Genomic DNA, 21,583 nt, shown 5'->3' with positions numbered 1-21,583 from the left:
AGACCTAACTAAAAATCCTTCCAGCTATCAAACCAGTTTGGATTTCCCATTCGTTGTATCCGACCAGGCGGTCACAATGGCTGATTTCGTTTGGCTATTAAGCGAATCAATAAAGCCACTGTCTCCCATATTAGGTGCGAATCCACTCATGGCCTGTACCAAAGAGTCTACCGCATTGGCAGAGAGTGCCGTATACTCACGCTCGCCTTGCGTATCTTTATCTCCCCTTTGGGTAATGATATCCGCACGATTACCATTGAAGTAATTGTTGAAGGTCACCGATCCCAGGGCTTCAAACTGTCCTTGTGCCGAAGTATCTTTGATGTTGCGGTGAGTCAACAGCACCAAATCGTAACCACTGCGTTGGAGCCACAGGTTTTTCCAGCTGATGTCGTTGAAAATAATCTTGTCGCCTTGCTTGATATCTTCGACCACGTTATCGATAGCATCACCGCTGACTACAAAACTATTCACACCCGTGCCGCCCTTGAAGCGGTTTTGATATCCACCCAGTACCAGCAGATCATCACCATCACCGCCGTTAATCTGGCTGAACTTCGATACCACATCCGCAATCAGGTGATCATCACCTGTACCACCATTGATTACAGCGTGATAACCCATCAGTTTGATGGAATTTTTGCCCGCATTGCCATCGATCCGGTTATAGTTGCCGAATACCGTGGCAAAATCGTTGCCTTCTCCCAAATCCACCTGATTGTTATTGCCGATGGTCACGACGTAATCCTGATCTTCTCCGGCATCAATATGATTGAAATTGCCGGAAGCCACGATATAGTCACGTCCCTTACCACCATCGATCACCCCGCCTTCACCAAAGGCAAAGACCTGATCATCACCGTCTCCCATGTAGGCGTAGTTAATGCGTCCGGCCAGTACACCAACGTCGTTGCCTGCACCGCCAAACATCATATTTTCACGCCCCATCATAACGCCCGTATCACTACCTTCACCGCCTGTGAAGATATTCGAGGTGCCTACAGAGTAGAAAACATCATCACCACGACCACCCCAGAAGTTGTTGTTATCTCCCAGATAAGCGCCGAGATCTTTACCGTCACCACCCCAGTTAAAGTTGTAGTTACCGAGGGAGATATTGATATCACCATCGCCTTGCAGATGACCGCTGTTACGCAGGAAATCAAAGGTTTTATCCTGCATGTTCAGCAAATCAGCCGTCAGGTTCTTTTTCAGATTAGTGACCAGCGATTTCATTTCGGCCTGTTTGTCCTGATTGAACAGGGTTGCAAACAGGTTTGGCAGATTCAGGGAAGTCAACCCAAAATCACGATCTGCCTGAGAATCTACAGTTTCCGGTGCTGGCTTACCTTCTTGTGCTGGTTCGCCTTCTTTAGTAATGGTTACATGCTCTTCTTGCTTTTCATCCGGTGCTTTTACTTTCAGGCCGTGGCTTTCAACAAAAGATTTCACCCCCTCTTTCCCCATACTCAAGCTGGCTTTCAAACCGTCGAGCAACTTATTTGGATCAGTGAAGGCTTTCAGTTGATCACCACTGAATTCACCAATGATTTCCAGCATGTCACGCAGAATGGCAACGCCATCAACAGATTGACCTGAGCGGGAAACAATACCGCCGTTCGGGGTATAATCCACGCCAAAGATATCCGCCAACGTGGTATCGGCACCAATACCGGCAAGATTACCCAATAGTTTATTCTTGATCTGACGTGGCAAATCCGTCGGGCTAAAGGTAAACGTGTTTTTCGCCATGCCCGTTGGGGTATATCCCTGCGTCATCAAACCAAACAGCGATCCCAAGTTGGTATCCAGAATCGACTGGATATTGTCACCGAACATGAAGTTCCAGTTACCCGTCGTTACCTGAATATCAGCACCCTGCCCACCAACTGCAAAGTTGAAGGCCAGTTTTTCATTCGCTTGACGGAATTTATCCGCCCGACTGACTTTACCCATTTCAGGGGTATTGCCATTTCCACCCAACCATTGGTTGTATTGCTTGTTCAGCGTGCTTTCGAGATCACTTTTCAGGCCACGGCTGCTACGTTCATTTTGAGAATCCAGATCAGTCAGAGTCTTATAGTCCACACTGCTGGTCAAATCGAGACCGGACAGATCACTGACATATTTCTTCGCACTTTCCAATGTCCATTGCTGATCCTGTTTAGTCAGCCAATCCTGTGAATTAAACGAACCAGAAATGTTTTGCAATACACCAGAAATACGGGCTGCACCACCAAATGGGTTAACCAATGGTGGTGTTGGAATGGATTTATCCAACATGACGAGCAGATCGTTACTGCGCCCCGCGTTAAAACTGATGTTACGGTTGCCCACGAACAGTTGTGCGCCTTCCAGTGCCTGATAGCCAGCAATATCAACGCTGTGCTTGCTGTCACCATCGCCAATGTGAACCATCACGTTGTTATCACCAAAGGCCAGAGACTTAAAGCCGCCTGTACCTACCTTGATGCCCACATTAGTGGTTCCCCAGTTAATGGCGGTAAATTCCCCATTACCAAGTTGTAACTGAATATTGCCGGAATAACTCAGTTGCTTGTTTGATGATGCCGCTGGAACTACAGACTTATTGTCATCTTTTGCATGATCTGGTTTTTCATGATCGACTTTTGGTGCATGGAATGTTTCTGTATTGTCCGCAATAGCGCCTTGCGCTTTTGCATCAACATCTGTCTGCCCCACATGGGATAAGTTGATGTCTTGTTCAGAAATACCGCGACGGATTCGATCCGTATGGCTTTCCACTTCACCTTTATCATTCCACTCCAATACGATCTTGTTATCCGTGAGCTTGTGAACCCACTGTTCCTGCGCATCTTTCGTGTACTTGCGGCCAAAGTTATCTACCGCAACCTCACTGCTGCGCGCTGATACTGTGGTACGGATACCCTGCTTATCCAGTGCCGAAATAAAGCTGTGGGCAAAACCTTTTCGGTTGTCTTCGCTGATCAAAGAACAACCCACGAGGCTGATATGGTCTGGTGTGCCGGCCTGTTTGAAATCAATACGGAATTGTTGCAATCTCAGGGCCAGTTCATCCGCACTGTAACCGCTCATGCGCGTATGATTCTGCGTAGACTCTTCACGTCCATGCCCAACAATCTGCCAGCGTAATTTGCCGGACTGCGATTGATCAGACTGTAACTTATCGGACAAGACAGCCGGATCGCCATATACCACGCGATATTGACCGTTGGCATCAAGCTGAACAATCACACTGGAATCAGGATGCTTACTTGCCAGACTCGCGGCTGCTTTCGCAGCAACAGGGTCATTTTCCGTCTGGATAATGATCTGACCGCTAAAGCGGCTGGCGCTATTTTCAGGCTGTGGTTTGACATCAACATTGACCCAAGAGTCAACATCCTGGTTATTCACGCGAATATGACTTTCCGGCAAATTATCACCTGATGGTTCGCCCAATGGTTTTTTAACCACGTCAGTATCATCAAATACCGGCAGATCCAGCATGTCTCGCATGGTGGTCTTATCAGCCCATCTTGGGCGATAGGTTGCCAAAACGTCACCGTCGATCACTACCACACGCTCGAAGACGCTTTCCCCAGCCGCATTTTTCGGTAATTTGTAGCTTTGTGCCATGTTCAGATCAGATTCACCGAAGAAGCGAGTCACATAAGCGCCAAATTTTTCCGCTGACGAAAATTCGACAATTCCCGCATTTGGATCATAGAAGCCATAAACGCGATTCTCACCGTTGCCTTTCGCCCATGCTGCCATCGCATGGTTTGGGCCATCCAACTCAAGCAACACCGGTTTACCTTCCGTATTTCCGGCAGTGACTTTCTGAATCACACCATCCACTGTCAGTGCTTTCGCATCTTCCAGTTTCTCTTTCCACACTTTGATGAACGTATCCGCCATTGGATTCTTGGCATGGAGTGCCGACAAAGATCCCAATAATTTATTCGCGTTGGCATGTTCAGTTTCAGAATACAAATCTGGATTGTTGAGCACGGCGGCTGCGGAATACATTTTTTCCAGCAATTGACGGGCAACACCATCCTGACCATCGTTTTCTAGTTGTTTTGCAACCAGAACCAGTTTTGACAGTGGATCACAACGTCCGCCAAAGCCATCGTTTGACAGGTTCAACAATAACAATTGTGGTGCCAGTTGTTCATTTGCCTTGGTATCAGAAATACCTGTTGAAGCGACATCACGGAACAAACGATTGAATTTCTCAGCTCTCGGCTGGAAAGTGATTTTCAAGGCTCTGCTTTCAATTTCCCAAGCCAAAGCACCTTTCTGTTCTGCACTCCAGCTACCTTTAGCCAGCAGATCCACCAGTTGCTTGATATCCATGCCCGGGCGGAAACCGTCCACCACCTGCTCTGCATAGCCCTGCTTATAACCCGTCAGGAAATCTTCCGTTGTGCGGATATCCGTTGGTTTCTTACCTGGACGGTCTGCCTGCGGTTCCAGCATTTTACCGTAACGTTTCAGATCACTTTCTATACCTTTAAGTATCTCTAATTCATTAGGCTGAGTTTTCACATCAAACGCAACAGATGAATTATCCAGTGCAGATACTGCACTATTATCCTCTGCCGAAGCTTTGAGTATGAATTTGCCATTTTCCGAGCCAGCAACGACTTTATTGATATCTTTAAAGGTATTTTCCAACAAGCCCGCTTTTACGCCACCATTTTCACGCCGAGGTTCGGAAAGCGCTGAGACAATCTGATCGGCATACTGGTTCATTAACCGACCGCTGGCTTCATGACCGTAGAAGGTTTGTTCACCCGACACCTGATAACCCGCAACGACAAGTTTGGCACGCAGTTTTTCTCCTTCTTTGCCCAACCCTTCGTTATCGGTCAACAGCATGATTGGTGTCTGCTTCGAAATACCTTGCAGGTTTTTCTCCACGGAGAACTGACCATTGACCGTTTTCGCCAGAACACCGGTGATGCCCGCTGGATTCGGTACTTCATGGGCGGTAATTGCTTTAGTCATGCTTGGCATTGGCCTGTCAAGCAATAAACCGGAAACGGCCTGTCCGTTGCGTTCTGCATAACGGGCAAGATCTGCCGCCACTGCTCCCCCCATGGAATAGCCATGAATAATGATATTCTCTGGCTTAATACCACGGTCATTAACCAGATAGTTGAACATGGTACGGGCATCCTGATACAGCCCTTTTTCGTTTGGATGACCATCGCTGGCGCCATAGCCACGCATGTTCACCGCCAGCATATCAATACCCTGTTTTTGGTAGTGGCTTTGGATGGTACTGGCCTGTTCTTCCGCCGATGAGCCGGAATTATGAATGAAAAGCACAACTTTTTTCGCCGGACTATTTTCCGCCGAATTATGATCTTTCTGATCACCGTTATGGTAATAACCCGTCAGACGTCCGACTTTCCCCTGTAGCGTGATTTTATCCGCTGTACCTTTGGTGACAGCATCATCCAATATTATCTGAGTGCCATCATCTACGTTACGGCGATTTTCTCTGGCACCGTAAAGCTCATCGTTAAGGAAGCGAGTTACTGGATTGAATGGCTCTCTGTCACGCGGTGGTGTACCGTCGTTGTCAATGGCAATTTTTTCCAGCACCTCATCTTTTTTATCAGAGTGACCCAGATCTTCGCCTACAACCCGCTTCGGCTTATGAAGGTTTGTTTCAACCTGTGCTTCCTGTAGTGCCTGCGCAAAATTGAAGAGTTCGGTTGGTGTCCAGACACCCAATTTTGGCCGCCACGTATGACCAATTACCTTATCGGCACCGCCTGCTTTGAGCACTCTGGCAACAATGCTTGAGCAATTGTCGGTCAGGAGTTGATAACGGGCATCAGGGTTTTGGTTGATTTTCTGCCATTCCGCCTGCATTGCTGCCGCGTCCAATCCTGCCAGATTGATACGGAATACCCGCCCTTGATCACCCTCACTGGCCTTGAAGTCCTGAATATCGCTCAACTCTCGTTCAGCAAACTGACGAATAACATTGGTGATACGTTTTTCTGTCAGCTCAGGCGATTGGCTGGCAGCCCTGCGCAGAGCCTTAGCAAAATCTTTGCCCACTTCAAAAAGATCAACGCCGCCCTCTTCCACCTGTTTGACAAACGGTCGGGAAATCGCTTCCGGTACGCCTGCGGATTGCAATAGTTCAGGCCTTTCCAGTGCAAATATGGCAAAGCTTTCGCTGATATCCTTGAATTTTGCATCAATGCCTTTGGCTATCTGAAGTTTTTCAATAAATTTCTCCAGCTTGCGTGTACCATCAGTCAAGCCAAAGTTATCATGTTCCTCAGAAGCGACATCGTGTTCCAGCGTTTTATTCTGGGACGCGGGTTGACTGAAATCACGCCAGCGTCTCCGCAAATCAGGGTCGCCCTCAGAATCAACATCAAAAATATGCCCAAGATCAGAGGACTTACCGCCTTTCGGCCACCAACTGACGTAATTTTTTTCGTTGAATTCTTCGGCGTTCTCAGCATTAATCTGGGTACGCCCTTGCCCAATTTGCAGGGCAGCGTGTCCCAGTCGGCTGTGATCGCTGGGTTTCCAGACAAACAGGGTCGCGCTGACCGGAGACAGGTGTTGTTCTATTGCCTGATGTATTTTTCTTAAACCGGAGACATCAATACCTTTGCCGTCTTTCGACAACTCAGAGGCAGGCAAAGTTGCAAAGACCGTATCAGCCACTGATTGACCATATTCTTTGGTTATAGCAGCCTTGACCTGTTCAACAGCTTTTTTTGCACTTTCTGCTTTCGCCACTATCTGAATATTGGATTTACCACGGGTAACAAAATCTCCCTGCTCATCAATGTAAAGATGCTTAGAATCTTTCAGGTTGGCATTGCTCAGTTTGTTATATAACTCACTGAAGCTATCCTTTCCTGTGTTTACAGTCAGCTCAGTAAGGACCAGCGATTCCTCCATGCGCACATTGACTTGCGACAGCAGATTTTTTAGTGCAGGCACACGTTCTGAGTCTGGATGCCCCAACAAATAACCTTCAACTTGTTGACGCAAATGAGTCAGCTTTTCTACTGCCTCAAGATCGTAATTTTCGCTATTTTGCAGGGTGTTTTCATAACTTTTGAGAGCTTCCAATACATTACGATAACTGTCACCACGGATTTTGCCCTTCACGTAAGCGGCTTCCTGCAACTCACTGACCGACATCAGGTTAATTTCCGGTTTATATTTCCAGCTACCCTCTACTTTTTCAGCGATAATGCGGGTACGCCCATGATCGAGGGTAATAATACGCTCTGCTGACAGATACAATGACTCGGGCAATTGGTCGTAATTTTCGTAGTTGGCAAGGATAAAACGCTCAACAGATTTGATCTGAGCCGAATCATCGGGATCTTCCACAATGATAGTCTTGGAGACATCACTGTTATTGCCCGGCCACGGGCGAACAGCAAAGCTTCCATCATCGGATTTACGCACCAACAAATTACGTTCTGTACGCAATCCATAGAATGGCAGCGCTTGGTTCAGCAGATTGTCAATGGCACTGGTTTTAATATCCAGATCAACCAATGTATCCGGCCTATATTTATCGGGATTCAATGCCAGCAGTCTTTCCTGCTCTGCAAGACCGAGTGAATCAAAACGTGCTTTCACAGAAACACCGGCTTCTGTCAATCTGCGTCCAATGGATTCAGGTGATACACCTTGATAATCTTTGGCCGCTTTATCCAGCAGGCGAATTTCTCCCACCAATCCTTCTCGTTGCAATTGACGCAATACCGGCAATTCAACATTCCAGAAGAAGTTGCCAAGACGCAGTCCCCCTTCCGCAATGACATATACATCATCACGTGATCCGGTTGCATAGAGGGAGCTCCAGAATCCTGTATTGCTGTGTGCAGAAGTGTAAATGGCCGAATGCAGTGCTTTCTGTTCCGCTACGTCAGAATCGAGGTATATATTGCCCCAACGCATCAATGTTTTGTTCAGATCAATGGCAAACAAGTTACCTTTTACATCAGTATCATAAACAATCTTCTTGCCGTCAGGCTGCACTGCATCAAGGACAGTACGGTATTGTTTGAAGTTTTTGCCAGACCAAAATGAAACGATACTCTTATCGCCATGCACAGGTTCAAAGCTATAACCATAGCTTTCCAATTTCGTGACGAACTCAACGCGTTTATCCCAGTCATAGTCGATAGTAGCGTCAACGAACAGTTTTGCCAGCGAAGCTCTCTGCTCTTTCGGCACACTGTTTTTAGGATCATCAAGGTAACCTTCAACAAAAGTCACCATTTTTTGTCTGAGATCTTCGGGAATATCTGCATCTACACGCTCAAATCTTGGCACAGGGATATATTTTTCAGTGGCAAGATCGTTATCGCTATCCAACCAGCGATAAATATCAGCTACTTTCTGTGCTCTGATAGCAACGGAAGATTCGGTTTCAGAAGTATTCACCGAGGCTTGTTGAAGGTGTTCTTCACCCAGTGCTTCCAGTCCACTGAGATCCAGTCCCGAAATTTTCGGCGTGTTCCTGACCCATTCCGTTACGACATTCGCGGGCTGGTTAACAGGTTGATTGACTGGCGTTTCGGTATGCACAGATATCGGAGTAGAACTGCCAGACACGTTTTTATTTCTAGTGCGTATCCCTGCGTTGATCTGTAAGCGATTTAAGGCTTCTTTAGCATTGTCAAGTTCGTTCAGATCTTCATCCAGATATTGCAATTCTTGGCTGAATTCACCATCAGCCTGAACGGTCGATTCAGGATTGATGTGACTCTTGGATTTTTCTGCTTGTTCAATGTTTTCAGCGTCGTTGGATTCATAAACGTTACCTGACAGACCACTACCCGTTACTCCTGTGCGAGTCGGCTTATAATTGTCATCAAGTTTTGAGTCTTTAGCATTATTTTGTACTTGCGCGGTCTTACTGTCTGCCGCAGATACTTCGTGCTGACCATGCTGTTCCGCCTTCTGCGAGGCTGATTTGCCATCACGTTCTGCCTGCTCAGCCCGTTGCTTATAGCTGATGGCTTCTGCTTCCCTGTTTTTGGCTTGGGTACGAGCATCCTCAACATCCTGTTCAGCATGTTGTTGATTCTGTTCAGCCTTGAGTCTTCCCACTTCTGATTTGGCAACTGCATCCTTGATATCACCCAGACGCCCTGCTGCCATTTTTTGTGAATTATTCAATTGGTTGTGTGCAGTTTGACTGGCTTTATCCAAATCGGTCTGAACATGTTCCAACAATCCATCAGCAAACTGATCACGCCATTGCTGACCGGATTCCCCATGATATGCAGCGTGGCTGTCCAGTGCTTCCAGACCCTTGGCTTTTGCCATCAGATCATCTGTCACCTCTTGGGCTTCGTCCTTGATCGCATCGCGTTGTTTCTCTCCATTAGCGTTCAGTGCATTCAGATCCGTGGTTTCCAACTGTTTCTGAGTGCCAGAAACGGCTGCCAGTTGTTTGTCTCTTTCCTGCTCTAAACGCTGACGATCAGCTTCCGCCTTTTCCTTATCCTGCAAGGCATTCTGTGCGGCTTTATCCTTCTGCATATGTTCAGTAATAGCACTGTCTGGCATATAAGATGATGAAGTTGCAGAAACGTTATCCAGAACGTAACCCAAGCCATCATTCAAGCCAATTCCAGAAAAGCCCAGTAGGTTTCCGCCAGCCTTGGCGGTTAAGGTCAGTGTCTTGTTTTGCCACTCACTTTTGCCATTGGCAGCCGCATAAACAACCTCACCATTCCACCACACTTCCAGCCCGTTATCGGCAGAGCTGCCAGCACGCCTTGCAAAATCAAATTTGACGGTAATTTCTTCACCCGCTATCAAATTCTGTATATTCTGACAGATCAGTGTGTTTCCGTTGACATCAAGCTCACTGACACGATCGCCATGCCCTTCAGCACTGAGGCCATATGACTTAGCTGAATAACTGGCTTCAATGCCATTGGTATGTATCCATCCCTTGTCGCCTTGTTCAAAATCACCATTGACGATTAAGTTGCGTGACTGATTTGGATTCAGGCGTTTTTCATTGCCGAGTGTATTCTCGATACTGCCAATATCCGGGGTATCTACGCCTGTTACGGAACCTTTCAGGCTGTCTTTCAAGTCAGAAGTGACTTTATCCATTTCTGTCAGCTTAAAGCCATTCAGAGAGGAAACTTCCGGCAGATCAATAGCTCCGCGTCCTTTATGGGTTCCCGATGTATTGGCCTCATCGCCATTCACCAGATAATTGATGCCCTGACTGCCCGCACTGCCGAGCACTGTCTGCTTGATATTATCGAACAACGCATTCAGTTTATTGCTCTGGGTATTGCTTTCCGCCACGGCAAGGCTATAAAAATCACCGTTGCCCACCTGAATTGCCACGTTGTTGCGAGCATAAGAGGCGTTGATATTCAAGCCATCACCTACACGGATATTGGCATTGCCCTTGCCTTTCATGACCGAAACATTCAGGCCGTCACCCACACGGGTATTAACGTTGAATTTGCCCCAAGCCACATTGACGGAAACACCATCACCCACTTTGGTGTTGATATTCAGGTCTCCATGAGCAGCCGTCACGCTAAGACCATCACCCACGGTAGTTGTGATATTGCCCTTGCCTTTGGCGGCCGTGACCTGCATGCCATCACCCACTTTGGTGACAATATTGCCCTGACTCCATAAGGCATTGAAGCTATCCCCATCACCGATTTGAGTCACAATATTGGCTTCGCCCTTGGCGAGCACGACATTGCGGCCATCACCCACTTTAGTGATGATATTGGCCTTGCCCCAAGCGCCAGTGTAGTCATCACCATCATAGACATGGGTCACGATGTTAGCTTGCCCTTGAACAACGGTAACTTCCTGACCATCGCCGACTTTGGTAATGATATTCGCATCACCTTTGGCAAAGTTATAGCGCTCACCATCACCAACATGGGTCATGATATTGGCTTTGCCCCAAGCCACATTGATGCCCAATCCATCACCGACTTTGGTGATGATGTTGGCTTCACCTTTCGCAAACCCGACTGTAGTACCGTCACCAACATGAGTCATGATATTGCCGATTTTGGAAATCAGCAGACCGACTGTGGTTCCATCACCCGCTTTGGTCAGAATATTGCCTTTGCCAGCCAACAAGGCCGCCGTTGTGCCATTACCGACATGGGTCACCACATTGGCTTCAGAAGCCGCCACAACCCCCATGAAATCATTACCGACTTTCGTCACGATATTGGCTTTGCCTAACGCCAGTACACCTGTCAAGCCATCACCGACATGGGTCATGATGTTGGCTTCGCCGAACATGGCAGCCAGCGTTGTACCATTACCCACTTTTGTCATGACATTGGCAGTACCAGCAAGCAGGCCGATGCTAGTGCTTTCTTCACCCTTACGGACAACGTGAGTATAAATATTGGCTTTACTCACCATCAATGCCGCAGTCAAACCAGTGCCGACTTTAGTCAGTACGCTTGCCCCGCCGATCATGGCGGCAAAGGTTGAACCATCACCAATCTGGGTAAAGATATTGCCTTTGCCAATCATGGCAGACAGCGCATCACCATTACCGACTTTGGTCGCGATATTTCCTTTGGCGATCATCAAGGCAACACTCGTGCCATCACCAATGTGGGTGTATACGTTGCCGAGTGCCAGCATCAATGCCAATGCATCGCCCTTGCCGACTTTGGTAAAGACATTGCCAGCGCCACCCATCAGCGCCCAGGCATTTCCTTCACCAACATGAGTGAAAATATTGCCCACACCAACCATGGCCGCAATCGTTGTGCCATTACCGACTTTGGTGAAAATATTACCTGCCGCAGCCATTACACCCAATGTTTGACCATTGCCTACATGGGTCAAAACGTTGCCGAGGCCCAACATGATGCCAGTGGTATCACCATTGCCGACTTTGGTCAGAATATTCGCACCACCCAGCATAACGCCGGTGGTTTTGCCATCGCCGACATGAGTCAGGACGTTGGCTCCACCGCCCATGACAGACAGAAGGTCGCCTTTGCCTTTTTTCGTCAGGACATTTGTGCCACCCAGTGCAATTGCCGTTGTATTTGAAGAACGAGTATTTGAAGAATCGGCATTAGAAGAATCAGTATCATCGCTGATATGGCTAATGATATTGGCACCACCAAACATGGCTGATTTCAGATCACCTACGCCGATTTTGGTCAGGACGTTTGCACCCCCCACAAGAATGGAAGAAACGTCACCATTCCCCACTTGAGTCAGGATATTGGCGCCACCAACACCAGACCAGAATGCGTCACCGTTGCCAATCTGGGTGTGGGTATTGAAACCGCCGCCCATAGCGATGCGGCTATCACCATTACCTTTATGAATGGAGATATTACCCACGGCCAAAAGATGGGCAAGATAGCGGCCATCGCCAACGCGAACCAGTACGTTTGCCGCTCCGCCAGCATTGACTTCCATATCACCACGTAGCCCCTGATGAAGCAGTACGTTGGCAATACCGGCACCATTGAACTTAAGATTGCCTTCTTTGCCTTTTTTGATAATGACGTTCGCACCACCAGCACCGTCGAATTCGGTGTTACCAAACTCAGAACTATGTTCAATCACATTAGCAATGCCGGCACCTTTAAAGCTGACATTACCACGGGTGACGTTGGATTTGATGATATTGCCACCACCTGCACCTGCATAATGAATATCACCAGAACTGTCACCGCTGACAGTTGCCGATTTGAACAAATCAAGCTCACTGTATTCATGCATATCAGGCACGCGACCGGCAGTTGTGCGCACAGCATTGATGCTGTAATGAATATCACTCAGCGAGTAGCTACCGGTTCCCATATCGTGATAACCGTTAGCATAAGAGATATTTTCGTTCGCCAGATTTGCTGTATGGTTACCTGCTTTATACCAAGGGCGGGCGATATATTGCAGCATTCCTGTTTTTGGATCGTTCCTCAGCTCAACCACTACTATCTTGGTGTGCTCGCCAAGTTGCTTACCATAAACATAGGTGTTTGGCATCCGGTTGGATTTCACCGGCTTCACATCAACGGTGGTTCCATCACGGTAAATGGCATAACCGCCCATTTTAGCATCAGACAAGGTGATATCTGCCGCGCCAATCTGGACACCATTGCCATAATTCACCCATTTGTTTTCTGTCAGTTTTTTCTCAACCGCATAAACCGTTACCTGTTTCCGTTGTTCAACGCACAGGTTTGACAATGTGTAAGCGCCGTCAGTACCGACAGAATTAAAGCCACCTTGAGCAGAGATATCTTGGTTTTCCAGCCCCTTGAGATACTTCCCTTCTTTATACCAAGCGGTCGAGAAGTATCTCAGTTTGCCAGTTGCAGGATCATTGCTGAGTTGAACTTTGTTGATTTTAGTGTGAGTACCATCCTCAAAGGCAAACAGATAAGTGTTTGGCTCCCGCGCCGATTTAAACCCTGTCACCTGATGGGAATCGCCAATCCACGTACCGCTCATAGTTGCATTGGTCAGCACAACCTCTTCGGCTCTGGCATATTCCATCCCTTCGCTGCCGAAGTCATTGGCTGTGCCCTTGCGGGTAATCTCGTTATAGCCACCCGCACCCGTGAAAGAGATATTACCGTGCGCAACATCGGAATAGAGGCTATTGTATCCACCGCCGCCTTCAAACCGGATATCACCCTGAGTTTCAGAATAGACATCATCCGCCTGACGTATACGCTCAATACGGTTATAAGCCCCTGCACCTTTCAGAGTAATATTGCCCACTTTACCTTTACGAGATAGATGGTTATATGCCCCACCTCCCGTAAAATCAATATTTCCCGTCTCGACTCTGGAGCTAATGACGTTCGCAGCACCCGCCCCTTTAAAGGTCACATCTCCCTGAGAACCCTGATACTTGTCAAACCAAGTACGGTCGATCACATTGCCAGCACCTGCACCATGAAAAGACAGGTTACCCCGATTGGTTTCATGCCAGATTTCGTTATACGCCCCGACACCATCAAAGCTAATATCACCCTGCAAGCCTTTGCGGGTAATACTATTATATCCAGCAGCCCCAGAATAAAAGATGCCGCTTTTTTCACCGGTGTGATTGATTTTCACCCCACCGGCAACCCCTTCAAATCTTATCGGCCCACTCTGTGTCTTATTGATTGAAGTGAAACCACTTCCCCCTTTCACCGTCAGATCGCCACCTGTATCATTGACATTCAGATAACCGGTAGCACCTACAATAGTGTCATGACCCCACGTTGTATTGACGGTCGCACTAATAGAACCAACGACGATATAGTCATTTCCACCATAAGCGTTGATGACCCCACCAACACCGATAGCATGTATTGTGTTTCCTTCGTCATCATCTTCGTATCTATTGGTAAAGAAATACTCTGTACTCCGAGTAGATGATTTTCCCATAAAATAATCCTGGAATTGAGCAGAAATTAAACAATAAACCACTGTACCCGACGGATACAGCGGTCATTTTGAACATCCAGAGTTCCCCTGACAGTGCAGGCTTTTTGTCCTTTCCATGCTGCAAAGACACGCCTACGGAGATCGCAGGCAATGTCACGGGCATGTCCGAAAGGCGCAATCATTTCTGGAAAAAAGATATGCTGGCCGGAACGCCAGTCTTCCCGCGAAATTTCCCGCTCACCGGCAAGGATCGCTTTCCGGCTGCTGTCAGACAAAAAAGCCCAATTACAAAAAGCAACTGGGCGTTGGTGTTCATCTTGGTAATAGCAAAACTGATTGAGCTGGAATGAAGGCAAGATGCGCTGTTGCCATTCAGCAACTAAATAACGCCGATGCAAGGGGGAGTGCTGACAAAGCAACATCACCCCACCAATCATTGCCTGTATTTCAGTCGTACTCAGTGTTGCCGATTGATGTTTGATCATCATGGACTAGCAACTACCTGATAGAATTTTGTTGATATTATTTTGATGTATCAGAATGACGTTTTGAGCGCTTTTTTGATTCAGCCGTTTCCGGGGCAATTGTTTCTTGATCAATAGCTTCTTGATCAATGGCTTCTTGACCAATGGCTTCTGGAGCAGGTAAAAAACCAGCGGCGATCAATTTATTGAGTTCAGCTTCCATTCTTGGATCTTCAAGCATACTTTTAACCATAGAAACCATATACATAAAACCAGAAGCTGGCATATGAATAACTTGTTTTAATTGTAATTCCTGGTCATTTTCTGCCAGCGTGCCATTAGCCATTCGATTAGGCTCTTGACCCACAAAATAAAGAGAGAATACGCCTTTGTTATAATTAACACTTGAGATGGTTTGAACAAATTTTTCAGACATAGCATTATCCATTAAATAAATATTTATTTAACATTAAATTAATATTTATTTAATGTTAAATTTGCATTAGATTAAAATTATTAAATCATAAATGAACCCATATTCATCATAGACTCATTTATGATTAAATTTTATTGCAACAGTGACATTGCTACGACTACCTGAGTAAGTTAAAGTAATTCAGCTTATCTTTATTTTTCAAGGCGCTGCTTTCAAGCTCTATCTAAAATGGCAAATACAATATGAACTCATTGAGTATGGAGCGATAAATCAAATGGCTCACCGACTGCGGTTTACCAGTTATGTTAGGATATCAGTTACTTTGAACAAAAATATATCCATTTATATGATAAAATCAATATATAAATAGAAAAATGTCTGTTTAACCTCTACATTTTGTCCCAATTACCGACACTCATATATTCTTTGATAACAGATAATATCCTTTAATAAATTTATTAAAATTAATTAATAGATAAACACCTCACTCGTTTTCAGGTTATTTTCTTAAACAGAGCTTTATTTAAAGTAGATTTAATTTAATGAATGAAATAGAAAAAACAACAATATCATTAATTAATTTAATAATTATGATATCTAATGGAAAGCATGCAGACACATCAAATAAAAACTTAAACGATGTTGATGATTATATTTCCGCTCTAAACAAAATACAAAAAGAATGCAATATTAAAATCAAAAATAAATACTCTATAAATAAGAAGTTAGCCAACATTTCCTTACCTGCCGTTTTGTTCAGCAATGATGGGCAACCTTTCATTTTGGCAAAATATGATGAACAACGGGTATTAATTCAGAAACCAAATCAAGACATCCCAGAGATATTAAATAAAGAAGAATTTATCAATATATGGAGTGGCCGATGGCTAAAAATAAAACAAAAAAACAGCCAGTTTAATGTTCGCTGGTTCATTCCTGAATTTATCAGGCAAAAGAAAAACCTTACAGAGATACTGCTGTTTTCCTTCGTTCTACAGATTCTGGCACTGATCTCTCCTCTGGTCGTGCAAGTTGTCATGGATAAGGTGCTCGTTCACCAAGCATTTTCTACCTTGGATGTGCTGATTTTCGGGCTGGTGGCGGCCGGATTGATCGAAGTCATTCTGCGGGGGTTGCGTGAGTATCAGTATGCCCACACCGCCAACCGGATTGACATAAAACTCGGATTGAAGCTGGTTAAGCACTTGTTTGGCCTACCATTGCTGTTTTTTAAAACCCGTCAAGTGGGCGCGATTGTGACACGCGTGCGGGAACTGGAAACGATTCGGGAGTTTTTAACCAGCTCCATGTTCACACTGTGTATCGACGTTTTGTTCATGTTTGTATTTATTTATGTCATGAGCCTGCTGTCCGGTATGCTGACGCTGATCTTCCTACTTACTATTCCCTGCTATGCCCTGCTTGCCTGGTGGGTCACGCCAAAAATTGAAAAAGCGGTGGAAAAACAATTCACTCATGCGGCAATCAATACTTCTTTCCTGACCGAAACCGTTGCAGGTGCCGAGACATTGAAAAGCCTGGCCGCTGAACCCCGTTTTATTCGCCGCTGGGATAGTCAAACCGAAAAAATGGTCAGCACCAGTTATGATGTACAGCAATGGGATAATCGTTCCGGTCATCTGGTGATGATGCTGCAAAAAGTCACTAGTGCTGTCATTATCTGGCTGGGTGCTTCGGAAGTGCTTTCCCTGCACATGACCATTGGTCAATTGATTGCTTTCAATATGATGGTCAGCCATACCCAACAGCCTCTGGCTAAATTGGTGCAACTCTGGGGGCAATTTATCCGTTCACGCATTGCCATTGATAAGCTGGGAGATATGCTGAACCTGCCAACAGAGCAGCAATCAGGCAACGAACAGGTTGCATTGCAAGGCGCTATCTCATTCTCCGATGTCGTCTTCCGCTATCAACCCGACCTCCCGACAACCATTAACCATTTCGCGCTGGATATTCGGGCGGGTGAAACCGTGGGCGTAGTCGGAACCTCTGGTTCTGGAAAAAGCACTCTGGCACGTTTGCTGCTACGCCTTTATACCCCGGAAAGTGGCACGATCACGCTGGACGGCATTCCCTTGCAAAATTTCAATATTGAATCCATCAGGCAGCAGATTGGTATCGTTCTGCAAGAAAACTTTTTATTTAATAAAACCGTGTATGAGAATTTGTCCCAATCATGCCCTGATACTCCGTTATCCACAGTGATTGAGGCGGCAAAGCTGGCAGGGGCACACGATTTTATTCTCAAATTACCGATGGGATATGACACGGTGATCGCCGAAGGGGGGCAATCTCTATCAGGCGGTCAGCGACAACGGTTAGCCATTGCCAGAACCCTGCTGTCAGATCCCAAGATCCTGATCCTTGATGAAGCCACCAGCGCACTGGATGATGAATCACAAGCCATCATTCAAACCAACATGGCCAATATTGCGCAAGGCAGAACCGTTATCACCATTGCCCATCGGCTCTCCACGGTACGTCAATGTGACCGGATCATTGTATTGCACCAAGGGCAAATCATTGAACAAGGTAGCCATGAACAGCTTCTGCAACAAGGCAGACACTACCGGAAACTCTGGCAGTTGCAGCAAGAGTTAAAACAAGAAGAGCTAAAACCAGAAACAAAACAGGAGGAGCCTACACGTGCTTAAGGCTATCTTACGTAAAGGGATCAAACGGTTACGTACTGCTCCCCACCATTATGATTTTTTACCGACACACTTGGCATTGTCACAGCGCCCACCTTCCCCGTTTGCCCGTTATACGGCAATAACCCTGAGTATTGGCGTTCTGATTGCCTTGCTATGGGCCTGTCTGGGGAAATTGGATGTGCAGGCAACCGCAACCGGACGTTTGATCGCTTCTGGTCGTTCCCAAATCATTCAGGCTTATGAACAGAGCCGCCTGATTGCCATTCATATCACAAATGGTCAGCACGTTGAGAAAGGTATGCCACTGCTTACGCTCAATACGCTTGGCGTCAATCAGGATATTGCCCGCTTGATCGAGCAACGCGAATATCTGATGGAAGAGGAAATCCGTTATCAGGCACTGCTTGGAAAACATGAACCGGAATCCCTGCCGCTTTTCCAGCAGCAATCTACAGAAAAACAGGAAAAAATTCTGGCGCATTATTCGCATGAAAAGCAAGATTTCGATGCAGTTGTCACCACTATCCACGCAGAAATGGAAGTGAACCTGACTTCTCAAAAAGCACGGAGTAGCGATATACGTTCATTGACCAATCTGCGCGAAAATATCAACCAGCGTTTGCAGGCTCGCAAGACATTGAGCCAAAAGCAGGTTATCAGCAAAGTGGAATTTCTGGAGCAAGAAAAGGAATTTCTGGAAACAGAAAGGCTGATTGCTCAGCAAAAATCGGAACTCAATATTCTGATGACTCAATACAAAAGTCTGGAAGAGCGCTTAAAAAGCATCAAAGTACAAAAAGAGCGCGAATGGTTTGAGAAAAGAAAACAGGCAGAGATGCAATTGGCGGTCATAAAGCAGGAAATTTCTAAAATGCAAGAACGGGAAGAACTTGAGGTTGTGCGTTCTCCCGTGACAGGTACAGTTCAACAATTAAGTGTCCACACTCTCGGCGCAGTTCTGCAACCCGCCCAGAATTTGATGGTGATTGTTCCTGATGAACATGTGCAACTTGCCGAAATCCAGATCCTGAACAAAGATGCCGGTTTTGTACATCCTGGTCAGCACGTCACCGTCAAAGTCGATGCTTTCCCTTATACCCGCTATGGCACGATTGAAGGGGAATTACTCAGCGTTTCACGGGATTCCACCAACGATGAACGGCTGGGTCTGGTTTTTCCCGCACAAATCAGTCTCAAACAGAACAATATTATGGTCGATGGGAAACCCGTCGAAATCACGGCGGGGATGTCCATTGTTGCGGAAATCAAGACGGATCAGCGAAGAGTGATTGATTATCTGCTCAGCCCGATTCAGGAATATCAATCTGAAGCATTGAGGGAAAAATAATCATGGCTGACGCTTTTTCCTTTACCAGTAATACAGACAAAAACCACGACAACGAAATCAGTAATTATGCACTGGATTGCATCGCCCATTTAGGGAAACAGTTTCATAAAGTGGCCTCTGTCGAGCAATTGCATCATGCTCTGGGGCTGGATTCCCTTGCGCTGACAGATCCACAACTTCGTGAAGCTGCGGATGCCATCGGGTTGCACAGTAAATTTGAACGCCTGACATCTGATACAGCTGCCACATTGCCTTTACCTGCATTGATTAAATTAGATCAGCGCTGGTGGGTGTTGTCAGAAATCCGTTCTGACGTATTTACGGTGTTCGATCCCACCACCGGAAAATACGAAGTACATACGTTAATGCCTTCTGAACATGATGAGCCAACAAATCCTGACGAATATGTTTTTCAGGGATATAACGTGCTACTGGTGGCTGACAAATCCCTGACCAAGCAGGAAGTCAAATTTGGCCTAAGCTGGTTTTATCCCTCCATTTTCAGGCAAAAAAACCAGTTACGGGACATTTTTCTGTTTGCTATCGTGTTACAACTTTTTGCACTGGCATCTCCCCTGCTATTTGAAAATGTTATCGACAAGGTGCTGGTTGGGCGGAGTATTTCCAGCCTGCATATTCTGGGGATGGCGATGCTGGCGCTGGCATTGGCGGAACCCCTGTATGGCTTTCTGCGTAATACCGTGTTCGGGCATATGGCAAGTCAAATCAATGCTGAGCTTTCCGGCAGGCTGTATCGCCATCTGGTGGGATTGCCCCTGCCCTATTTCAAACAACGGCAAACAGGGCAGATTATCGCCAGAGTCCGGGAAATGGCACAGATCCGCCAATTTTTGACCGGCTCTACCCTCATGCTGTTGCTTGATCTGATTTTCATCATTCTGTTTCTGGGTGTGATGTTCCATTACTCCTCTCTGCTAACATGGATCGTAATCAGTTCACTGGTTCTCTATTTTTTGCTCTGGATTGCTGTCGGGCCAATCATTCGAAGCAAAGTAGAAAAGGAATATGAAGCCGATGCCAATGCCACCACCTTCCTGACAGAAGCGGTTACGGGTATTGAAACCATCAAAACTACCGCAACAGAAAAACGTTTTTTGCACCAATGGCAAAAAGTATTGAGCCAGCAGTTAATTCGACGTTTTACTGCCCAGAAAAGTGGGCTGGCAGCGGGACAAGGGATCGAGCTGATCCAAAAAGTAGTTGCCGCCTTGCTGCTTTGGTGGGGAGTCCGCAGTGTGCTTAATGGCGATTTGTCCCCCGGTGAATTAATTGCTTTTAATATGCTGGCAGGGCACGTTACCCAACCCATCCTGCGATTGGCACAAGTCTGGCAAGACTTTCAGCATACCCTGATCGCCCTGCGTCGGGTGGGGGACATTCTTGATGAACCGATGGAAAACAGTAAACAGGGGCTGGCATCGGCACCTGAGCTGGCGGGCCAGATTGAGTTCAGAAATATACGTTTCCGCTATCATGCCGATACGCCAGAAGTGCTGGCGAATCTGTCACTGGATATTAAGGCCGGGGAATTTATTGGCATTACGGGGCCATCGGGTTCCGGCAAAAGCACACTGACACGATTGTTGCAGCGCCTATATGTACCACAACACGGACAAGTATTGGTGGATGGCATGGATTTAGCCATTGCTGATCCTGTATCACTGCGCCGTAATATGAGCGTTGTCTTGCAGGAAAGCATTCTGTTTTCCGGCAGCATTGCGGACAATATCCGCCTGTGCAAACCCAATGCCAGTGATGAGGAAGTCTATAAGGCCGCGACTCTGGCGGGTGCCACTGATTTCATCAATGCGTTTCCACATAAATTTGCACATCCGGTTGGTGAAAAAGGATGCAGCCTTTCTGGTGGGCAACGGCAGCGCATCGCATTGGCAAGGGCACTGCTGAATGATCCCAAAATTCTGATCCTTGATGAAGCCACTTCCGCACTGGATTATGAATCTGAAGCAGCCATCATGTGCAATATGGATGAAATATGCCGAAACCGAACCGTGATCAGCATCGCTCATCGGCTGAATACCATCCGCCATGCCGATAAGATTTTCGTTTTAGATCTGGGGAAAATTGCTGAATCAGGTTCACACGATGCTCTGGTGCAACAAGATGGTTTATATGCACAACTTTGGCATCAACAAACAAAATAATATAATTAACTTACTATTACTCTAGTTATTATTTTAATTGCTATAAAAAAGAAATTCAT

6 protein-coding genes are annotated in these 21,583 nt (G+C 46.4%); 3 read left to right on the top strand and 3 right to left on the bottom strand.

The features are described 5' to 3' along the window. Positions 1–27: 27 nt before the first annotated feature. The 3 genes from rtxA to rtxH are packed head-to-tail and all read right to left on the bottom strand — an operon-like array spanning position 28 to position 15,318. Positions 28–14,418, bottom strand: coding sequence for an MARTX multifunctional-autoprocessing repeats-in-toxin holotoxin RtxA (rtxA, locus tag PSI14_RS05730; RefSeq protein ID WP_273574914.1), 14,391 nt, complete (start codon positions 14,416–14,418; stop codon positions 28–30). 26 nt (positions 14,419–14,444) lie between these two features. Further along, positions 14,445–14,906 (bottom strand): RTX toxin-activating lysine-acyltransferase RtxC, encoded by a 462-nt coding sequence (gene rtxC / locus PSI14_RS05725; protein ID WP_273574913.1) that lies wholly within the window; start codon positions 14,904–14,906, stop codon positions 14,445–14,447. A gap of 34 nt (positions 14,907–14,940) precedes the next feature. After that, a complete protein-coding gene (rtxH, locus tag PSI14_RS05720; protein WP_273574912.1) occupies positions 14,941–15,318 on the bottom strand; it encodes a protein RtxH in 378 nt (125 codons plus the stop codon). 542 nt (positions 15,319–15,860) lie between these two features. Between rtxH and PSI14_RS05715 the strand changes: the two genes are divergently transcribed. From PSI14_RS05715 to PSI14_RS05705, 3 genes are read left to right on the top strand one after another with little or no spacing between them, the layout of a single operon-like run. Continuing rightward, positions 15,861–17,993: a peptidase domain-containing ABC transporter gene (locus tag PSI14_RS05715; RefSeq protein WP_273574911.1), complete on the top strand. Its 2,133-nt coding sequence runs from the start codon at positions 15,861–15,863 to the stop codon at positions 17,991–17,993. After that, positions 17,986–19,341, top strand: a complete 1,356-nt coding sequence (locus tag PSI14_RS05710) for an HlyD family type I secretion periplasmic adaptor subunit (protein ID WP_273574910.1) — start codon at positions 17,986–17,988, stop codon at positions 19,339–19,341. Before PSI14_RS05715 ends, PSI14_RS05710 begins: the two co-directional genes overlap by 8 nt. Before the next feature lie 2 nt (positions 19,342–19,343). Further along, on the top strand, positions 19,344–21,524 hold the full coding sequence (locus tag PSI14_RS05705) for a type I secretion system permease/ATPase (RefSeq protein WP_273574909.1): 2,181 nt from the start codon (positions 19,344–19,346) through the stop codon (positions 21,522–21,524). Positions 21,525–21,583: the final 59 nt, after the last annotated feature.

The organism is Xenorhabdus anantnagensis (assembly GCF_028598555.1).
Taxonomy (GTDB): domain Bacteria; phylum Pseudomonadota; class Gammaproteobacteria; order Enterobacterales; family Enterobacteriaceae; genus Xenorhabdus; species Xenorhabdus anantnagensis.
The sequence above is the reverse complement of the archived record's forward strand: the minus strand, read 5'-3'. Positions and strand labels throughout refer to the sequence as shown.